This window comes from Vibrio parahaemolyticus (genome assembly GCF_900460535.1).
Taxonomy (GTDB): domain Bacteria; phylum Pseudomonadota; class Gammaproteobacteria; order Enterobacterales; family Vibrionaceae; genus Vibrio; species Vibrio parahaemolyticus.
In genome coordinates, this window is the sequence record NZ_UHIL01000001.1 from 2,768,916 (window position 1) to 2,789,700 (window position 20,785).

The 20,785-nt window shown below is 44.9% G+C and carries 17 protein-coding genes and 2 tRNA genes; 4 read left to right on the plus strand and 15 right to left on the minus strand.

What is annotated here, in order from left to right:
- Window positions 1-14: 14 nt before the first annotated feature.
- The 9 genes from nusA to rlmE all read right to left on the minus strand — a co-directional run bounded on the left by nusA (window position 15) and on the right by rlmE (window position 7,975).
- Window positions 15-1,502 carry a transcription termination factor NusA gene (gene nusA / locus DYB02_RS14160; protein WP_005456069.1) on the minus strand — a complete coding sequence of 496 codons (1,488 nt, stop codon included), beginning with the start codon at window positions 1,500-1,502 and terminating at the stop codon, window positions 15-17.
- 36 nt (window positions 1,503-1,538) lie between these two features.
- Window positions 1,539-1,994 (minus strand): ribosome maturation factor RimP, encoded by a 456-nt coding sequence (gene rimP / locus DYB02_RS14165; protein ID WP_005456065.1) that lies wholly within the window; start codon window positions 1,992-1,994, stop codon window positions 1,539-1,541.
- A 227-nt stretch (window positions 1,995-2,221) separates the two neighbouring features.
- Window positions 2,222-2,298, minus strand: a tRNA-Met gene (locus DYB02_RS14170).
- A gap of 56 nt (window positions 2,299-2,354) precedes the next feature.
- Window positions 2,355-2,438 (minus strand) — tRNA-Leu (locus DYB02_RS14175).
- 15 nt (window positions 2,439-2,453) lie between these two features.
- Window positions 2,454-2,792 (minus strand): preprotein translocase subunit SecG, encoded by a 339-nt coding sequence (gene secG, locus DYB02_RS14180; protein WP_005481580.1) that lies wholly within the window; start codon window positions 2,790-2,792, stop codon window positions 2,454-2,456.
- 222 nt (window positions 2,793-3,014) lie between these two features.
- Entirely contained in the window at window positions 3,015-4,355 is a 1,341-nt protein-coding gene (gene glmM, locus DYB02_RS14190; RefSeq protein WP_025510685.1) for a phosphoglucosamine mutase, read from the minus strand.
- A gap of 19 nt (window positions 4,356-4,374) precedes the next feature.
- Window positions 4,375-5,205 (minus strand): dihydropteroate synthase, encoded by an 831-nt coding sequence (folP, locus tag DYB02_RS14195; RefSeq protein WP_029806805.1) that lies wholly within the window; start codon window positions 5,203-5,205, stop codon window positions 4,375-4,377.
- Between the two features lie 52 nt (window positions 5,206-5,257).
- Window positions 5,258-7,237 carry an ATP-dependent zinc metalloprotease FtsH gene (ftsH, locus tag DYB02_RS14200; protein ID WP_029806727.1) on the minus strand — a complete coding sequence of 660 codons (1,980 nt, stop codon included), beginning with the start codon at window positions 7,235-7,237 and terminating at the stop codon, window positions 5,258-5,260.
- Between the two features lie 108 nt (window positions 7,238-7,345).
- The gene (gene rlmE / locus DYB02_RS14205; protein WP_005494062.1) at window positions 7,346-7,975 is read right to left on the minus strand and encodes a 23S rRNA (uridine(2552)-2'-O)-methyltransferase RlmE; all 630 of its coding nucleotides are present in this window, start codon (window positions 7,973-7,975) and stop codon (window positions 7,346-7,348) included.
- A gap of 138 nt (window positions 7,976-8,113) precedes the next feature.
- Here rlmE and yhbY point away from each other — a divergent pair, with 138 nt between their 5' ends.
- Window positions 8,114-8,410, plus strand: coding sequence for a ribosome assembly RNA-binding protein YhbY (gene yhbY / locus DYB02_RS14210; RefSeq protein ID WP_005380066.1), 297 nt, complete (start codon window positions 8,114-8,116; stop codon window positions 8,408-8,410).
- A gap of 81 nt (window positions 8,411-8,491) precedes the next feature.
- On the opposite strand, the gene greA is transcribed toward yhbY, so the two are convergent.
- Complete coding sequence (greA, locus tag DYB02_RS14215) at window positions 8,492-8,965, minus strand: transcription elongation factor GreA (protein WP_005485311.1); 474 nt, start codon at window positions 8,963-8,965, stop codon at window positions 8,492-8,494.
- Window positions 8,966-9,502: 537 nt separating this feature from the next.
- Between greA and DYB02_RS14220 the strand changes: the two genes are divergently transcribed.
- On the plus strand, window positions 9,503-10,495 hold the full coding sequence (locus DYB02_RS14220; protein WP_029806955.1) for a porin: 993 nt from the start codon (window positions 9,503-9,505) through the stop codon (window positions 10,493-10,495).
- Between the two features lie 198 nt (window positions 10,496-10,693).
- Complete coding sequence (gene dacB, locus DYB02_RS14225) at window positions 10,694-12,115, plus strand: serine-type D-Ala-D-Ala carboxypeptidase (RefSeq protein WP_029806363.1); 1,422 nt, start codon at window positions 10,694-10,696, stop codon at window positions 12,113-12,115.
- On the opposite strand, the gene DYB02_RS14230 is transcribed toward dacB, so the two are convergent.
- Both DYB02_RS14230 and tyrS read right to left on the minus strand, forming a co-directional pair.
- Entirely contained in the window at window positions 12,094-12,939 is an 846-nt protein-coding gene (locus DYB02_RS14230) for a magnesium transporter (protein ID WP_005494055.1), read from the minus strand. The two genes, dacB and DYB02_RS14230, sit on opposite strands and share 22 nt — an antisense overlap.
- 417 nt (window positions 12,940-13,356) lie before the next feature.
- The gene (gene tyrS, locus DYB02_RS14235; RefSeq protein WP_015297229.1) at window positions 13,357-14,544 is read right to left on the minus strand and encodes a tyrosine--tRNA ligase; all 1,188 of its coding nucleotides are present in this window, start codon (window positions 14,542-14,544) and stop codon (window positions 13,357-13,359) included.
- Window positions 14,545-14,674: 130 nt separating this feature from the next.
- Here tyrS and shyC point away from each other — a divergent pair, with 130 nt between their 5' ends.
- On the plus strand, window positions 14,675-15,964 hold the full coding sequence (gene shyC / locus DYB02_RS14240) for a peptidoglycan DD-endopeptidase ShyC (RefSeq protein WP_005490383.1): 1,290 nt from the start codon (window positions 14,675-14,677) through the stop codon (window positions 15,962-15,964).
- A gap of 24 nt (window positions 15,965-15,988) precedes the next feature.
- On the opposite strand, the gene vmeK is transcribed toward shyC, so the two are convergent.
- The 3 genes from vmeK to erpA all read right to left on the minus strand — a co-directional run bounded on the left by vmeK (window position 15,989) and on the right by erpA (window position 20,695).
- Window positions 15,989-19,120 (minus strand): multidrug efflux RND transporter permease subunit VmeK, encoded by a 3,132-nt coding sequence (vmeK, locus tag DYB02_RS14245; protein WP_029862340.1) that lies wholly within the window; start codon window positions 19,118-19,120, stop codon window positions 15,989-15,991.
- Between the two features lie 9 nt (window positions 19,121-19,129).
- Complete coding sequence (gene vmeJ, locus DYB02_RS14250) at window positions 19,130-20,245, minus strand: multidrug efflux RND transporter periplasmic adaptor subunit VmeJ (protein ID WP_029805005.1); 1,116 nt, start codon at window positions 20,243-20,245, stop codon at window positions 19,130-19,132.
- Between the two features lie 108 nt (window positions 20,246-20,353).
- A complete protein-coding gene (gene erpA / locus DYB02_RS14255; protein WP_005461279.1) occupies window positions 20,354-20,695 on the minus strand; it encodes an iron-sulfur cluster insertion protein ErpA in 342 nt (113 codons plus the stop codon).
- Window positions 20,696-20,785 lie beyond the last annotated feature (90 nt).

Here is a 20,785-nt window from a genome sequence, read left to right on the forward strand (position 1 = left end):
CCTCCTTGCCGAAATTATGCTTCTTCGCCGAACCAACAGATGTTACGTGCGGCCATAATTAGCTCGCCTGCACGTTCTTCGGTCAGGCCTTCGATACCTTCTAAATCGTCAATGCCTTGGTCAGCTAGATCTTCCAGTGTCGCTACACCTTTAGCTGCCAGTTTGAATGCCATTTCGCGCTCTAGACCTTCAAGACCTAGTAGATCGTCTGCAGGCTCTAGACCTTCAAAAGATTCTTCTTGTGCTAATGCAATTGTTGTTAGCGCGTCTTTCGCACGACCACGTAGCTCTTCTACAAGCTCTTCGTTTAGGCCGTCGATTTCTAGAAGCTCGTTAACTGGAACGTATGCGATTTCTTCTAGAGTAGAGAAGCCTTCTTCAACAAGCAGCTGAGCAAAGTCTTCTTCGATGTCTAGGTACTTCATGAAGTTTTCGATAGACGCTTGTGATTCTTCAGCGTGTTTCTTCTGAAGATCTGCAACTGTCATTACGTTCAGTTCCCAACCCGTTAGCTGAGATGCTAAACGTACGTTCTGACCGTTACGACCGATAGCCTGTGCTAGGTTGTCGGCTTCAACTGCGATGTCCATTGAGTGTGCATCTTCATCCACGATGATAGAAGCTACGTCTGCTGGAGCCATTGCGTTGATAACGAATTGCGCTGGGTTATCATCCCAAAGCACGATATCGATACGCTCACCACCAAGCTCACCAGAAACAGCTTGTACACGTGCGCCACGCATACCAACACACGCACCAACAGGGTCAATACGTTTGTCATTTGTTTTCACTGCGATCTTAGCGCGAGAACCAGGATCACGAGCAGCACCTTTCAGTTCGATGATTTCTTCAGCGATCTCAGGAACTTCTACACGGAATAGTTCTTCCAGCATTTCAGGCTTAGAACGAGTGATAAACAATTGGAAACCACGCGCTTCTGGAGCAACTTTGTACAGAAGACCACGTACACGGTCACCTGGACGGAAGTTTTCACGAGGAAGTTGGTCATCACGTAGGATTACCGCTTCTGCGTTGTTACCTAGATCAAGTACGATAGTGTCGCGGTTTACTTTCTTAACAACACCAGTGATTAGATCACCTTCGTTGTCGATAAACTGCTCAACGATTTGTGCACGTTCAGCTTCACGAACTTTTTGTACAATAACTTGCTTAGCCGTTTGAGTCGTAATACGGTCAAACGTTACTGATTCGATTTCATCTTCTACGTAATCGCCTAGCTCAACTGAATCATCTTCATATTGAGCAGCTTCTAGAGAGATCTCTTTCGTTGGGCTTTCTACTTGGTCAACAACCAACCAACGACGGTAAGTTACAAACTCACCAGTTTTACGGTCAATAGCAACACGAACGTCGATTTCGATTTCGTACTTTTTCTTTGTAGAAGTTGCTAGAGCAATCTCAAGAGCTTCAAAGATACGCTCACGAGGTACCGCTTTTTCGTTCGATACCGCTTCTGCTACCGCTAAAATTTCTTTACTCATTGTATTTAGCCTCTAAGCTTAAACTTTTTTAGGGACCTAAAATTTAGGGATCAGGTTAGCTTTTGAAATGTTACTTAAAGCAAACTCTTCTTGCTGACCTTCAACAGTAACTGTCACTGTTTCGCCATCCACGCCGTGGATAATGCCTTTCCACTTACGACGGTTTGCTACAGCCATTTTCAAAACGATGCTGACCTCGTGACCAATAAATTGCTCGTAATGTGCTGCTTTGAATAGTGGTCTTTCTAAACCTGGAGAAGACACTTCTAGGCTGTAAGCAACAGAAATTGGATCTTCAACGTCTAACACTGCACTTACTTGGTGGCTAACTTCTGCACAGTCGTCCACGTTAATACCATTTTCATGGTCGATGTAGATGCGTAACGTTGAGTGCGCGCCAGCACGAATGAATTCTAATCCAACTAACTCATAGCCTGATGCCTCTACTGGCGCTTCAAGCATTTCAGTAAGTTGTCTTTCTAAACCAGTCATTTAAACCACTCCAGAAACAAAAAAAGGGCTCAGAGCCCAATCAAAAAACCAAGCAGTGACCTGAGTCATTTAAAAAACTCAGATAACAAAAAACCCCGATAGTCGGGGTTTTATGCTGCTGGACCCTGATACGTTAAGAATAGTCAAAATTACTTTTCTTAACTCGTAGTGTGGTTAGCACTACGCAAACTTGCCAATCTGCCACTTCTTTATTGAAAGAAGGAGATTGGTTGCGGGGGCCGGATTTGAACCGACGACCTTCGGGTTATGAGCCCGACGAGCTACCAAGCTGCTCCACCCCGCGTCCGACTTGCTGAGCATTATACTCGCAAACAAGTGATTTACAAGTTTGTAAATACATGGTGCCGAGAGAGGGACTCGAACCCTCACACCTAAGGCACTAGCACCTCATGCTAGCGTGTCTACCAATTTCACCATCTCGGCACAAAACCTTACAGCTTATTGAGGAATTTCATCACCAGTAGGTGCTGGAACTTCACTCGCTGCGTCTTTAACTTGTTCAACTACTGGTTGACCTAATGTTGGGTCTACCCATTGAGACTCGGTCTTGTGTGTAGACATACGACCAAGTAGCAAGCTAACGACAAAAAATACGGTTGCTAAAATAGCAGTTGTTCGGGTTAAGAAATTACCTGAGCCACTAGCACCAAACACTGTGTTTGAAGCACCAGCACCGAACGAGGCTCCCATATCTGCGCCTTTACCTTGTTGAATCAACACAAGGCCAATCACACCAAGCGCTGCCAACAGGTAAATCACAAGTAGAACTGAAAACATTTTTTCCACCTATGTTCCAAATTGTTGAGCCAGCGCCGTTCAATATCGAAACATCGTTAATGAACAAGGCTAGCGACCTCCTAACGGGAGGCGGAGCAATACTAGCGAAAGCAAGTAACGCTGACAAGGGAAAATTAGTAAAAAATCAATGCTGGCGGGTTAAGCGCTCAAAAAAAGGGCAAAACTTGCCCTTTTCTTTCTTTAAATACGTTAAAGCAATGATTAACAACTTGCTTTTACTGCATCCGCAATCTTAAGCGCTGAGCTTTGAACAAGCTCGGCATCTTCACCCTCTACCATTACGCGAATCAAAGGCTCTGTACCTGATTTACGTAGTAAAACGCGACCTTTATCGCCTAGCTCAGCTTCAACTTCTTCTACAGCAGCCAATACTGCTTGCGCTTCTAGAGGGTTGTTTTCACCAGCGAAACGTACATTTTCTAAAACTTGTGGGTAAAGCGTCATGCCTTGCGACAAGTCGTGCAGAGACATATCACTACCAACAACAGAAGCAAGCACTTGTAGAGCTGCAACAATCGCGTCTCCCGTTGTTACTTTATCTAGCAAGATAACGTGACCAGAGTTTTCGGCACCGATCTTCCAGCCTTTAGCCAGCAATTGCTCCATTACATAGCGGTCACCGACAGCTGCACGAACAAATGGAATGCCTAATTGCTTCAGGCCATTTTCCATACCTAGGTTAGTCATCAACGTACCAACCACGCCACCTTTTAGTTCACCACGACGCAGAGCATCACGTGCGATGATGTAAGCAATTTGGTCACCATCGACTTTATTACCTAAATGGTCAACCATGATGATACGGTCGCCGTCACCATCGAATGCAAGACCAAGATGAGCTTGCTCTTCGACAACGCGTTTTTGTAGCGCGCGAACGTCTGTAGCACCGACTTCTTCATTGATGTTGATACCATTTGGCTCAACACCCATCGCGATTACATCTGCACCAAGTTCTTTGAAGACATTTGGAGCAATATGGTAGGTTGCACCATGAGCGCAATCAACGACGATCCTTAAGTTAGAGAGACTTAGTGTCGATGGGAATGTGCTTTTACAGAACTCGATGTAACGACCTGCAGCATCATTTAAACGAGTCGCTTTGCCCAATTCAGAAGACTCAACACATTCAATGTCTTTGTCCAATTCAGCTTCGATAGCAAGCTCGATATCATCAGGCAATTTTGTGCCCTCAGATGAGAAGAATTTAATACCGTTGTCGTAATATGGGTTATGCGATGCAGAAATCACAATGCCCGCTTCTGCGCGGAAAGTTTGCGTTAAGTAAGCGACAGCAGGTGTCGGCATTGGACCTGTGAAGGTTGCCTTCAGACCTGCGGCAGCAAGACCAGCTTCTAGTGCAGATTCAAGCATGTAACCAGAGATACGAGTATCTTTACCAATAATAACTTTCTTTGTGCCTTGTTTTGCTAGTACACGACCAGCAGCCCAGCCAAGCTTAAGTACGAAGTCTGGAGTGATTGGGTACTGTCCAACTTTACCGCGTACACCGTCCGTACCAAAGTAACGTCTTTTATTCGACATAAACTTACCTTTATTATTTTTAAATATTGTTTTGCGTCATTTCGACAATTTTCATTGCTTCAATAGTTTCTTCAAAATCATGAACACGAATGATCTGCGCGCCTTTCATGGCAGCAATCGTGGCACAAACCACACTGGCGTTAGTGCAATCTGCTGCGGGCTTATTAAGCAGCTTGAAAATCATTGATTTACGAGACATGCCCGCCAAGATAGGCAGACCGAACTCATGAAACTTCTCGAGATGAGCGAGCATATGATAATTGTGTTCAATGGTTTTGCCAAAGCCAAAACCAGGATCGAGGATAAGTTGAGACTTATTGATACCTACAGCTTCACAAGCAGATATGCGCTCTTCCAGAAACTGAGCAACGTCATCCATCAAGTTCTCGTACTGAGGGCTTTCCTGCATAGTTCTAGGTTGCCCCTTCATATGCATTAAGCAAACAGGTAGTTTTGATGCAGCCGCAACTTGAAGTGCACCAGGTTCTTGTAACGCACGGATATCGTTAATTAGATCCGCACCAACAGCGATAGCCTGACGCATTACTTCTGCTTTACTGGTATCGACAGAGATCCATACATCGTATTTTTCGCGGATGGCCTTTACAACAGGAACAACGCGTTGCAGCTCTTCTTCTAGAGAGACATCTGGCGCACCAGGACGTGTGGACTCACCACCGACATCAATGATGCTAACCCCTGCTGTAATCATTTTTTCGACCTGAGCAAGAGCAAGTTCGAGAGAATTGAATTTACCACCATCAGAAAATGAATCAGGGGTAACATTAAGAATCGCCATTACATGTGGACGAGAAAGGTCGAGAGATTTGTTATTTGCTGTAATAATCATAATAAATACAAAAACCCCGAGCTAACTCGGGGTTTATTATTATCAACACTCTTTATTCAGAGTCTTTCTTTTCTGGAACTTCACTTGAAGCAGAATCTTGAGAAGTAACTTGCTCTGCGGCATTCGCAGAATCCGTTGCTTTCTCTTCCTCTTTCACTTCAGGCGTTGCTTGAGACTTATCGTCATCCTTTGGCTTATTCATTGGGCTATCACCCCAGCCTGCTGGCTCACGAATTTCCGCTTTACGTTCCATGAGATCATCAATTTGGCGAGCATCAATGGTTTCATACTTCATTAGCGCATCTTTCATCGCATGCATGATGTCCATGTTGTCTTCCAAAATCTTTTTCGCACGGTCGTAGTTGCGGTCGATGATTTGACGAACCTCATCATCGATCAGCTTAGCGGTATCATCAGACATGTGTTTAGTCTGCGTTACGCTACGACCAAGGAATACTTCACCTTCATCTTCTGCATAAAGTAGAGGACCAAGTTTTTCAGAGAAGCCCCATTGTGTCACCATCTTACGAGCAATATCAGTCGCACGTTCAATGTCGTTGGAAGCACCTGTCGATACTTTTTCAGGACCGTAAATTAGCTCTTCAGCAAGACGACCGCCATACAGGCTTGAAATCATAGATTCTAAGTGCTGACGAGACATACTTACGCGGTCTTGTTCTGGCAAGTACATCGTTACACCAAGTGCACGACCACGTGGAATGATAGACACTTTGTACACAGGATCATGCTCAGGTACTAAACGGCCAACAATCGCGTGACCTGCTTCATGGTACGCTGTTGACTCTTTGGTCTCTTCTGACATCACCATAGAACGGCGCTCTGCACCCATCATGATTTTGTCTTTCGCTAGCTCAAACTCAACCATAGAGACATTGCGTTTGTTGCCACGTGCAGCAAATAGCGCAGCTTCGTTAACTAAGTTTGCTAGGTCAGCACCAGAGAAACCTGGCGTACCACGAGCGATTAGAGAAGGCTCTACGTCACCAGCTAATGGCACTTTGCGCATGTGTACTTTTAGAATCTGTTCACGACCGCGTACATCAGGAAGACCTACAACTACTTGACGGTCAAAACGACCCGGACGTAGCAATGCAGGGTCTAATACGTCTGGGCGGTTGGTCGCAGCAATAACGATAATACCTTCGTTGCCCTCAAAACCATCCATTTCTACTAGCATTTGGTTCAGTGTTTGCTCACGTTCATCGTGACCCCCACCTACACCAGCTCCACGCTGACGACCTACAGCATCGATTTCATCGATAAAGATAATACAAGGCGCGGCTTTCTTCGCTTGCTCGAACATGTCACGTACACGAGATGCACCAACACCAACGAACATTTCTACGAAATCGGAACCTGAAATAGTAAAGAACGGTACTTTTGCCTCACCTGCGATAGCTTTTGCAAGTAACGTTTTACCCGTACCTGGAGGACCAACCATTAAAACACCAGTTGGAATCTTACCACCCAGTTTTTGGAAACGGCTCGGATCACGTAGGTAATCAACAAGTTCTTTTACGTCTTCTTTTGCTTCGTCACAGCCTGCAACATCAGCGAAAGTGGTTTTGATTTGTTCTTCGCTCATCATACGAGCTTTACTCTTACCGAAAGACATAGCGCCTTTACCGCCGCCGCCTTGCATTTGACGCATGAAGAAAATCCACACACCAATCAGTAAGATCATTGGGAACCAAGAAATGAAAATTGTGCCAAGCAAGCTTTGCTCTTCAGGAGGCGTACCTTGCACTTTCACGTTTTGGTTAATTAGGTCATCTAGAAGCTTCTGATCATACACAGGCATGTAAGTGACCATTTTGGCACCGCCGCCACGACGAACAAAGCTAATTTCACCGTCTTTAAAAGTTGCTTCTTGAATCTGGCCTTGGCCAACTTCCTGTACAAACGTGGTGTAATCCACGGTTCTGCCATTGCTTTCTCCAGGGCCAAAGCTCTGGAATACCGACATCAATACGACAGCGATAACAAGCCACAGAATTAAATTTTTTGCCATGTCACTCAAGGTGTAAGCCTCTCGATAACTAATTGTAATTAAAGGTAGGGTACTACAGTTCACTCACTGTAGCTATAGTGTTAACACGCTCCCGAAAGAGCAAAATAGTTAACCTTTGTAACCAGTGGCTACAACAAAGACTTCTCGGGAGCGAGCTCGCGATGAGTCTGGTTTTCTGATTTTTACGACTTTAAACATGTCTCGGACTTCTTTCACGTATTGATCGAAGCCTTCACCCTGGAAAACCTTTACGACAAAGCTACCATTAGGCGCTAGAACTTGTCGACACATATCTAAAGCCAATTCAACTAAATACATTGCGCGTGGTTGATCGACAGAGTTGTTACCTGCAATGTTCGGCGCCATATCAGACATTACAACATCAACCATTGATGGTTGAATTCTATCAAGCAACGCCTCTAACACGGCATCGTCTCGGAAGTCACCTTGCAAGAAACTTACACCAGCTATTGGATCCATAGGAAGTAAATCACAAGCAATAATCTGACCACTATCTCCTACTATTTTAGCAGCATATTGAGACCATCCACCCGGAGCAGCACCTAAATCGACCACTGTCATGCCAGGTTTTAACAACTTATCTTTTGTTTGGATTTCATCAATCTTGAAGTACGCACGTGAACGATATCCTTTTTTACGGGCTTCATTCGCGTATTTATCATCAAAGTGTTCTTTCAACCAACGACCAGAACTAGCCGAATGTTTTTGTTTACTCATTTTAATCCCAACAAGGCGCAAATAGGAGCTATTGTTTTAATAGGCACAACCTATTACTCAATAAATTATAGTCTTCAGCAATAGATGGCGTTAAAATAGCTTTTTTCAACCCTTATTTTAAAGAAAATTGGCCGCGTAATGAACCTAAGCACCAAACAAAAGCAGCACCTAAAAGGCCTGGCTCACAGTTTAAAACCTGTTGTGCTAATGGGCGCAAATGGACTTACAGAAGCCGTGCTAGCAGAAATTGAAATCGCTCTAAACCATCACGAACTGATCAAAGTAAAAGTTGCTTCAGAAGATCGTGAAACAAAACAGCTAATCATTGACGCTATCGTACGTGAGACAGGCGCTGAAAAAGTTCAGACAATTGGTAAAGTGCTTGTGCTATACCGCCAGTCTGAAGAGCGTAAAATCGAAATTCCTCGTAAGTAATTCACTTACGTTGTTGAAGAAAAAGGTCGCCATTGGCGACCTTTTTTGCATTTAACAAATAGTGGGCATTCAAGATGCCACTTAGATGTATTCAACTCGGTCAATTTCGAAATCTTTCGCTCCACCTGGAGTCTGGATAGCAACCTCGTCGCCTTCCATCTTGCCGATCAAGCCACGAGCAATTGGAGAGCTCACTGAAATACGGCCAGCTTTAATATCAGCTTCATCGTCACCAACAATCTGATATGTCTTTTCTTCATCGGTATCGACATCAATCAAAGTCACCGTTGAACCAAAGATAACCTTGCCAGTGTTTTCCATTTTAGTTACATCAATTACTTGCGCAACAGATAGCTTATATTCAATGTCACGGATTTGCGCTTCACAAATACCCTGCTCTTCTCGAGCGGCATGATATTCAGCATTTTCCTTCAAATCACCTAGTTCTCGTGCTTCAGCAATCGCTTCTGAAATTTGAGGACGTAGCTTAAGTAGACGTTCTAGTTCTGTACGTAGCATTTGTTCGCCACGTAGTGTCATTGGAACTTTTTCCATTATGTAACCTCAAGCCCAAATGGGTCTTTGGACAATAAAAAGCCCACCCAGTCGTAGGACTAGGTAGTGCGGTTAAAGATGTATTTTCAACTAGTGTAAACAAACTCCTGAGCGAAATCATCTTAATTCGAAATTCAACATTGCTATGCCTTTGCAGCATAACGAACCGAATCAATTTTAGATCCAATCATTATCGCAATTTATTGAAAAACAACACTGTTCATTACACTAAAAACATCAAAAAACATAAAAACTAATCAATGCCAGGCCAATGCCATTGAAGAATTAGTTCATTAAAACCAATAACTTAACAAACATTTAGCCACAATCGAACAGTGTTCATCGGCAGGATTTATATCATTTTACTAACTCATCATGAAACTTTAGCAGTAAAACATGTCCAGCAAGTTGTTACATCAAAGGCTTACAGTTGCGGAAAACTCTCGCAGATGAAGCCAAATATAGACCAATAACTTGTGAGAGGTCATCTCTCCCCCATACAACAATGATTATGGACAGCTAACTAGGACAAATAAGATGAAAAAGACTCTAATTGCTCTTTCTGTATCTGCAGCAGCTATGGCAACTGGCGTTAACGCAGCTGAACTTTACAACCAAGACGGCACTTCTCTAGAAATGGGCGGCCGCGCTGAAGCACGTCTATCTATGAAAGATGGCGACGCTCAAGACAACTCTCGTATCCGTCTAAACTTCCTTGGTACTCAAGCAATCAACGACAATCTATACGGTGTTGGTTTCTGGGAAGGTGAGTTTACTACAGCTGAAAACGGCGGTGTGGATGGAAACAGCAACCTAGACACTCGTTACGCATACGCTGGTCTTGGCGGTGCATGGGGTGAGTTCACTTACGGTAAAAACGAAGGTGCACTAGGCGTTATCACTGATTTCACAGATATCATGGCTTACCACGGTAACTCAGCAGCTGACAAACTAGCAGTAGCTGACCGTTCAGACAACATGATGTCTTACAAAGGTCAATTCGAAAACCTAAACGTTAAAGCTAGCTACCGCTTTGCTGACCGTGAAGAAGTAAACGGTGAATACACAGACAACAAACAAGACGGCTACTCTCTATCTGCAATCTACGCAGTAGCAGACACAGGTCTTGAGCTAGGTGCTGGTTACGCAGACCAAGACGAAGCTAACGAATACATGCTAGCTGCATCTTACACTATGGGTGACCTATACTTCGCTGGTATCTTCACTGACGGTGAAAAAGCGAAAACTGAAGGTGACTACACTGGTTACGAACTAGCTGGTGCTTACACTCTAGGTCAAACAGTATTCACAACAACGTACAACAACGCAGAAACTAACAACGAAATTTCTGCTAACAACTTCGCTGTTGATGCATCTTACTACTTCAAGCCTAACTTCCGTGGTTACGTTTCATACAACTTCAACCTAATCGACTCTGGCGATAAACTAGGTAAAGCTGGTGGCAACACTACAGCATCTAAAGCTGATGCAGAAGACGAGCTAGCTCTAGGTCTACGTTACGACTTCTAATTCCAGTCTTTAGACTTGAATACTCAGTGCCCGCTTATCGCGGGCATTTTTTTATCTTTCATTTCTCATCTTAATAGCGCGTTCTTCTAACCACTTTGTCTCAATATTAACGATGAACCAAGCAATCTTGGATGCGCCTAGCATATTGAGTGGACTTGCGTATACTCAATCACATAACTAACCCTAGAAAATCACACTATGCGTTTACGTTGGCCTCTACTCATTTCTTCTCTTATTTTTCCGCTATTGTCTTATGCGTATCCTCATCAAGAGGTATTGCCAGAGGGCGCCCGTATCAGCTTAGTTGCAGAAAAACTAACCGAAAGTTCCACGCTCGATGGTATCCGTCCAACAGACCAACTATTTCCACCAGCGAGCACATTAAAAATTGTCACAGCCTTAGCTGCTAAATTAGAGTTAGGGGACAGCTTTGCATTTCGAACAAAGCTTGAAACCTCGAGCTCCGATGCCGTTATCTACTTTGTCGGAGATCCCACCCTACAAACACAAGATTTGAAATCGTTGCTGTCATTGGCGAAAAAAAATGGTTTAACGCGCATTAACGGTAACTTGTGGTTAGACAACAGTGCCTTTACAGGGTATGACCGAGCGGTGGGTTGGCCGTGGGACATTCTGGGGGTTTGCTACAGCGCTCCGGCTTCTAGCATTACACTCAACAACAACTGTGTCCAAGCTTCTATCTATACGCAAAAAGATGGCGGGACTCGAATCTATGTACCTGAGCATCAACCTATTCGTGTTAAAAGTTCGGTCGAGACCGTTTCTAAGACGATTCAAAAGAGCCGCCATTGCGATTTAGACCTGCTTGCTAACCCAGACAATCACTACGAATTAAAAGGATGCTTAGTTGAACGAGAAAAGCCGCTACCTCTCAAATTTGCGGTTCAAGATCCTGAACGTTATACCAGTCAAAATATCAGTACGTTACTCAAGCAATTAGGAATTGAGCTCAAAGGCAAAATTAAGATTGGTTCAGCGCCACAGAAACAACGTAAATTGATGGCATTACATCAGTCAAAGCCGCTACCCGATTTACTTGATGACATGCTCAAGCATTCTGACAATTTGATCGCAGACACATTAACGAAAACATTGGGTGCGAAGTTTTTTGTTCAACCCGGAAGTTTTACCAATGGTACAGAAGCGATCAAACAGATCATTTTCGCCAATACTGGCATCGATATCCGTAACGCACGCTTGGAAGATGGATCGGGCCTTTCAAGAAACAACCGCATTTCTGCGACCAAAATGGCTGAAATCCTACGTTATATTTGGAAAAACGAAAAAACACTGAAGCTGATTGCCATCATGCCTAAATCAGGCGAATCGGGTACGCTGCAATACCGCCAAAGCATGCGGAATGCCCCAATTAAAGGTCAACTGATTGCGAAGAGTGGTTCATTGTACGGAACCTACAACATGGCGGGTTATGGTTTAGATAAAAATGGCCAGCCGAATACTATTTTCGTCCAGTTTGTCTCAGACTACTTCCCAGAAAAAAGGGACGATAACAAACCTGTCATCACCCCTATTACGCATTTTGAGCAGTTATTTTACCGTGACATCGTGAATTTTAGTCAGGCAATACCTAAGAAGTAATTCACCACAGTAAAGTAAATCCACATACCTGATATATCAACGATTGATGCAAGCACAGGGCTCACCAATACGGCTGGGTCTAGCTTGCAAGCACGGGCAATTATTGGCAACAAACCGCCAAGCGTTGTGGAAATTGAGACTTGAATAAACAAAGCAACGGCGATTGCAAGTGCGATGTCTGTCAGTTCAAAGCCCCCCGTAGATTGGCCGGCACTAAAAAGCATAATGCGTCCAACCATAACTATTGCGATCGCTAGTGCAAGACACAGCGCTACGCGACTTTCTTTCCAAAGTACTGCTAACCACTGACGCTTTTTAAGCTCACCTGTGGCCAATGCACGAATGACCAATGTGGCCGCTTGAGTACCCGTATTACCACCAGCCGCCGCAATCACCGGCATGTACACTGCAAGTAAAACCAGTTGGCTCAATGTATCTTCATACTGAGCAATAATCAGCCCAGAAACGATCCCCAATAAAGCGAGAGCAATAATCCAGCCGATTCGCTGCTTTACATGCTCTAGTACGCCTGTTGATAAGTAACCGTCAGGAGTATCAACTTCCGACACATGCAAACCCAATTGGTGCGCATAGTGACGCGCACGCTTATCATGACCCGCATGCTCAAGTTGAGACATCAAACTGTTCACATACCCTACAGAACAGTGCTTCAAAATCCCCACCGCTTCATCTATTGGCATGATGGTGAGCAAATGAAGTTGCTGCTCTTGATCGTATTTCAAAAACGCATTGCGAGCTGCACCAATTTCTACTTCAGAAAAGTTTGGTGTTGTTTCAATAAAAGTGTTGTTCATTACCGTCATGGCGAATCTCCCGATTGGCATTGGTAACGACCATCGACAACACAAGCACAAGCTCATCACGCCTTTATGCCGATAGATGACACAAACACGCGAATTCACCAATGCAAAAGCACTGTCTATTCAGAATGTATGAAGGAAATAACGAGAAGAAAATTAGAAAAGATGCCTCACCACTCGGGTAAGACGGAGATCGCCAATACCGAAGCGGGTTATTTCGCTCCCTTAATCTTACTCACCCAACGACTGGGAGGATGGTCGGTATTGTTCATGTAAATCTCCGATATCGCTGCCCTGATTAGCAGCGCAAGTATAGTAGCAAAGTTAATCCATATTTACAGGTGGGCTTTGTTCTTTTTTTGCCAATTTTAGGAACAAAAAAAGCGCCCATTGGGCGCTTCCATACGTAAAAATTATGGATTACTTGATCGTAATACGTGCAAATTTACGTTTACCAACTTGGAATACGTAAGTACCAGCTTCTGGCGCAAACTTAGCGTCGGCAACTTTCTCGCCTTCAACCTTCGCTGCACCTTGTTTTACCATGCGCATCGCTTCAGACGTTGACGCACACAGACCAGCATCTTTTAGAAGATTCGCTACTGGAGTACCAGCCTCAAAGTCAAATTCTGGCATTTCGTCAGGGATTTGGTTCTTAGCGAAACGGTTCACAAACTCTTGCTCTGCCGCATCAGCATCGGCTTCACTGTGGAAACGCGCAATGATCTCTTTAGCAAGTAGCACTTTGATATCACGTGGGTTTTTGCCCGCTTGAACATCCGCTTTAAACTGTTCGATTTCCTCTAGAGGACGGAACGATAGCAGCTCGTAGTAGCTCCACATTAGGTCATCAGAGATCGACATAATCTTACCAAACATTTCGCTTGGCGCTTCGCTGATACCAATGTAGTTACCCGCAGACTTAGACATTTTCTTCTCGCCGTCTAGACCAACAAGAAGCGGCATCATAAGTACAACTTGAGGTTTTTGACCGTGAGATTTTTGCAGTTCACGCCCCATTAGAAGGTTGAACTTCTGGTCCGTACCGCCTAATTCAACGTCCGTTTCCATCGCAACTGAGTCCCAACCTTGCAGAAGTGGGTACATGAACTCATGGATAGCAATTGGTTGGCCGCCTGCGTAACGCTTTTTAAAGTCGTCACGCTCTAGCATACGAGCAACGGTTTGGTTTGCAGCAAGACGGATCATACCTTCTGCGCCCAGCTCAGACAGCCACTCAGAGTTAAACTGAATTTTAGTCTTCGCAGGATCTAGAATTTTGAACACTTGTTCTTTGTACGTTTCAGCGTTACGCAATACGTCTTCGCGGCTTAGCGGTGGACGAGTGGTGTTTTTACCTGTTGGGTCACCAACCATTGCAGTGAAGTCACCGATTAGGAACGTCACTTCATGACCTAGTTCTTGGAACAAGCGAAGCTTATTGAAAATAACCGTATGGCCTAGGTGAATGTCAGGTGCTGTTGGGTCGGCGCCCAATTTAATACGTAGAGGACGACCTTCTTTTAGTTTTGCGATTAGCTCTTCTTCTGGAATCAGCTCTTCAACACCGCGCTTAATCTCGGCTAGTGCAGCTTCAATGCTCGCCATTCTTGTTCACTCCCACAGATTTGGCAAAAATATAATAGCTGAACATATTACTTGAATAGCGATGCATTTTGAAACACGTTAGACTAGGTAGTTGTCACTTTTTCCGTTTAATTTAGCAATCAAGTACCTCATGCATTCGATTTTTGTCCGACTTCCACTCTTGCACAAAGTATTGATCGGTTTTTTTAGTGCTCTGATCATCATTGCACTGTTCTTTCTGCCCGATCCGCAAGACCTCAACCCGCAACAAAGCCGATTAAAAGTTGGTCAACACTATCCTGTGCCGATCTCACTTGAATTGACGACATTAAATGGATCTTCTCAGATGTCTTCGGTTTTGCGCTGGGAAACTTACAAAGTAAAAAATGGCGAGAGCGCCGCCATTCTATTTAATCGAGTGGGACTCTCTGCTCGTCTACTGCACGAGTTAGTGTCCTCCGATAAAGAAATTGAACAGCAGTTAACTCGTCTTCGTCCGGGCGATAAATTGCAATTTGGTTTTGATGAGAAAAACGACTTGGTTCAACTGCGCCGTACGCTAAGCGCATTCGAAACCTTTCGCATCAAACTGCAAGACGGCAAATACGTTTCTGAGGTCGATAAAAAAGAGGTCGATTACCAATTCAACTACGCCGAGGCAACCATCAAATCCAACTTCTGGAACGCAGGAATTTCGTCTGGCTTGAATGGCAACCAAATCATGGAGCTAGCAGGAATTTTTGGCTGGGATATCGACTTCGCACTCGATATTCGCAAAAACGACTCTTTCCGAGTGCTGTATCAAGAAGAAGTTGTAGAAGGTGAAGTCATTGGTCGCGGAAAAATCATCGCTGCGATATTCAAAAACCAGGGCGATACGTTTACGGCTATTTTAGATGAAAAAACGGGCAAATATTACGACGAAAATGGCCGAGCGATGAAAAAAGCCTTCTTGCGCGCTCCACTGGATTTCCGTCGCGTGACTTCAAACTTTAACCCACGTCGTCTTCACCCAGTGACGGGGCGAGTACGTCCTCACCGAGGCACTGACTACGCAGCACCTGTTGGTACGCCAATTTGGGCCGCTGGTGATGGTGTGGTGCAAAAATCGGCTTACAACAAGTTCAACGGGAACTACGTGTTCATCAAGCACAGCAATACTTACATTACCAAGTATCTGCACTTAACGAAGCGCACAGTCAAAACGGGTCAACGTGTTAAACAAGGTCAAACTATCGGTACGCTTGGTGGAACAGGTCGAGTGACAGGACCTCACTTACATTATGAGTTCCTAGTAAATGGCGTGCACAAAAACCCAAGAACAGTGAATTTGCCGCAATCCAAATCGTTAACAGGTAAAGCAAGACAAACCTTCATGGCGAATGCAAAAGTCAGTATGGACAAACTGGATCGTTACAGTAAGTTACTGGCAATGAGATAAACGGAAAAGTAAAAAGAGGCAGCATTACGCTGCCTCTTCGCTTTCACCAGGTTCGGGCTTAGCAAGATGATCTCTTCCCAACATAAGCAAACAAGGCGTAAGCACCAACGTCAACAACGTAGCGAATGCTAATCCCCCTGCTACTGCCGTCGCTAACTGAGACCACCATTGCGTACTCGGCGCACCAAATTCGACTTTTTGATTAACTAAATCGATGTTCATTTCTAGAACCATCGGTAACAACCCTAAAATGGTCGTAATTGTGGTTAATAGCACCGGTCTCAAACGTTGCACACCGGTCCGCAGGATAGCCTCTGCTTTGTCCAGTCCTCTTTTTCGCATTTGGTTATAAGTATCAATCAGTACAATGTTGTTATTAACTACGATACCAGCCAAGGCAATCACACCAATGCCAGACATGATGATGCCGAATGGTTTTTGGAAAATAAGCAACCCAGCAAAAACCCCGACCGTTGAAAACAGCACCGCACTCAAAATCAAAAATGCCTGATAAAAGCTGTTGAACTGCGTGATGAGAATGAGCGCCATGACGCCAAGAGCCACAACAAAAGCGTTTTGCAAAAATGCTGATGAGTTTTCCTGCTCCTCATTTTGACCCCGAATCTTATATTCAACGCCTTCCGGTAAACCGAGCTGTTCCATTTCAGCCGCAATTTTTGGTAACTCAAGCGCCAAATTGTAGCCTTCCACCATATCCGCTTTAATGTTGATAACTCGATGACCATCAACACGACGGATAGTATCTTGCTTGTGGTCTGGCTTAATTTGAGCAAAGTTGGTTATAGGCACTAAACCTGCAGCGGTTTTCACTCTTAGCTGATCGAATCGACCAATATCTCGCTTCTCTTGTGGGTAGCGCACCAAAATATCGACTTCTTCATCCGCATCGTCAGGTAAATAGTCCCCTATTTTCAGACCATTCGTGACAAATTGAACTGTATTTCCCACCAAAGTTGCATCGGCAGCAAAACGAGAAGCGTCGTCGCGTCGAATGTCAATTTGCCAGTCAATCCCCTCTTTATTGGTGGTATCACTCAAATTAGTCAGTGCTGGGTTGCTATCTGCCCAAAGCCTAACTAGCTTCGCGGCGTCATCTAGCTCGCCTATACTCATACTTCGAGAAGAAACTTCAATCACCAAATCATGTTCAACCGGAGGGCCGGCATCCGGGAATTTGTACTCTAACTCAACGCCATAAAATTGGTCGGTGGTAGCTTTTAGTTCTTCAATGATCGTTTTGACTTTACGACGATATTGCCAATCCACAGGAGTTATTTGAATCTGACCGATTTCGTCACCATTATCGCTCGATCCAGTGCGAGTGTAGACACTTTCAAACTCATCATGACCCAGCATGACCTTTTCAATTTCTCGCATTACGATATCTTTCTCATTAATGGAAAGATCCCCGTAAGAGCGTACTTTTACGGTGAAAAATGGCGGGTCGACTTCAGGGAAAAATTCAGCTCCTAACCCCGCTTTACTGTAAGTAAATCCAACACCACCCGCCAGCAATACCGCGCTCAGCAGCACTTTCCAAGGATGTTGAATCGCCACAAACAAGGTTTTGTAATAAAGCTTGGTAATTCCTGTCGCTTTCTCAAAGTTTCCGTTGTGTAGCTCCACCATTTCTTGTTGGGCTTTAGGATTGATAACCTGAGGTTTACCAATAATGCCGCCAATAACAGGCACAAATAGCAAAGCCATCACCAATGACGCCGCTAACGTCGCGATTAGCGTTAACGGTAAGTACTTCATAAACTCACCGGTAATATCCGGCCAAAAAAGAAGCGGAGCAAATGCCGCCAACGTAGTCGCGGTAGAGGCGGTGATCGGCCATGCCATGCGTTTGGCTGCGTCTCGGTATGCCTCTTTACGCGGCGTGCCTTCTTGCATTCTCCGATCGGCAAACTCAGTGACGACGATTGCACCATCCACCAGCATGCCGACCGCCATGATTAAGGCAAACAGCACCACGATGTTTACGGTAAGACCAAAAACCGAGAGGACTAACAACCCCGTTAAGAAAGAGCCTGGAATAGAGATCCCAACCAACAATGCCGTTCTTACCCCCAAGATCGCGATAATAACGATGACCACCAAAATGATTGCCGAGAGAATGTTGTTTTGCAGATCACTAAGCATCAGCTTGACATCATCCGACTGATCCCAAGTGTATTTAACCTGCAAATTACTTGGCCACTCTGCACGCAGTTGCCCTTGAGCAATCACCTCTTTAACTAACGCGACGGTTTCAATAATGTTCTCGCCAGCACGCTTTTTCACGTCAAGCACAATGGCAGGCTCACCATCCAAGCGGGCAAAGCTTTCCGGGTCACGAAACGCTCGGCGAACTGTGGCCACATCACCAAAGGTGATCACTTCTTTGCCATTCACTTTGATAGGCAATTCGAGAACATCTTTCAGAGAATCAAACACCGACGGAACTTTGACCGAAAAGCGCCCATATCCAGTATCGACAAAACCAGCCGCAACCACTCGGTTGTTTAGTGCGATCAAGTTATAGATATCGGCCTGATCCAATCCATAGCTTTCCATTAGAAGGGGATCAACCACGATCTCGACAATATCTTCACGATCACCAGCAATATCGACTTCCAAGATCTGACGGAAGCTTTCTAATCTGTCACGCAACGTTCGTGCGATTTGAACAATGGTTCTCTCTGGCACCGTGCCATAAAGCACAACGGTTAAAACTGGCTCCTCTGAAGCAAAAGTAACTTCATTGACCGTCGGTTCATCACTGTCTGCAGGTAACTTAGGTTTCGCCAGATCGACCGCGTCGCGAACATCCGCCATCGCTTTATCGAGATCCACGCCAACGCTAAACTCCAAAGTGACTGAGGCGTGGCCTTCGGAGGCAACCGATGTCATCTCTTTCACCCCTTCAATTGAGCGCAGTTCTTGTTCGATAGGACGAACCAGTAAACGCTCAGCATCAGTTGGAGAAATACCTTGATGCCCCACAGAGACGTAAATGATAGGAATAGTGATATCGGGACTAGATTCTTTTGGGATGGTGACGTAAGTAATGACCCCTGCGATGAGGATCATCACCAACAAGGTCAACATCGTTCTTGATCGGGATAACGCAGCGTCAATTATACTAAACATGCTGCCTCCCTATTTTTCGGCCGCATCGGTAGCGACATCACCGACTTTATTCGCAATCACGGTATCGCCATCACGAACAAACCCCTGTCCTAATACAATGATGTCCGCTTGCTCGCCAAGCCCTGATAACCAAACGCCATCTTCTTCTGCTTTGACTAACTGGATAGGAACAAACTTAACGTGTTCATCTTGCAGTGTTTTGACACCTAAATTCCCTTCTTCATCTAACGCCAACATTGCAGCGGTAATTTTAATCGCTAGCACTTCATTCAAAGGGAGCTGCACTTCCGCACTGATCCCCGCAGGGATGAGCGAATTACGATTATCTATTTCGATTTCAATCGGAAACGTATTGGTCGATACGGAGGAAACGCGACCAATATAACGTAAAGTCCCCAAGTGATGCTGACCATTGATCGTTCTGACATCCGCTTGAAGACCTTCTTTAAGATACTGGATATGGCGCTCGCTAACGTCGGCCTCAATGACCAGAGTCTCTAAATCAATCACTGTCGCTATTGGATCGCCCACACCGACAAAGTCACCCACTTCGACAAAATGATGATCAACAATGCCATCAAAGGGCGCTTTAACTTCGGTATTCTTGACAGCGGTTTGGACATTATTGAGGTTCGCTCTTGCATCGACTAACGCGGCTTCCGCAGTCGCAAAGGCCACCTCGCCTTGTAACCCCCTGCTTTTGAGCGATTTTGCGGCATTAAACTCCTTTTCTTTCACTCGCAGCATGGCCTGAGCGCGTTTGAGCTGACTGTCCAAATCCCGCTTATCAATGTTAGCAATCACTTGTCCTTGCTTAACAAGTTGCCCTTTATTGATGTTGAGACTGACAATTTTGCCGGCCACTTCTGCACCAAGACGAGCTTGGCGATTAGGTGCGGTTCGGCCATAAAGTTCTATCGTTTTACTGGTAGGTTTTGCGGTGAAAGTATCAAACATCACCTTAGCTAAGGGCGTGTTTTCAGATTGGAGAGATGGGGATGAGGTGTGGTCACCTTGTGCTTTGAGCTGCCCAGCAGCCAACCAAGCAACAAGTAGCAAAATAAGGATGAGAGATACTAGCCACGGACGTTCGACAAAACGTCGCCCAAACGAAGTTCCAGACATACAAAGTCCTTTTTATTATTCTCTCCTGCGGAGCGCTGAGAGCATGTTTACGTGACATCCTGCTACGTAAAACTCAGGCAGCCAATAGGCTGCCTGTCATCGCGTCAATTACACGCTAAATGATGCACCACAACCACATGTGGTTGTTGCATTCGGGTTGTTAACGAAGAAGCGAGCGCCTTCCAACCCTTCGGTGTAATCCACAATGCCGCCAATCAGGTATTGCAGGCTCATTGGGTCAACAACCAGTGTCACGCCACTGTTTTCGATGGTTGTATCGCCGTCATTTACGTTCTCATCGAAAGTAAAGCCGTATTGGAAGCCGCTACAACCGCCACCAGTAATGTATACGCGCAATTTCAATGCTGGGTTTTCTTCTTCTGCAATCAGTGCCTTAACGCGAGATGCTGCAGCATCAGAAAAAGATAATGGTACGTTTACTTCGCTCACGAAGACCTCTCTCACTCGTGTAATGCGTCAAGCCTGGAGCAAGACGTCAAATTTGTGCTAATTGAGGACGATTATCCAATACCTGACAAA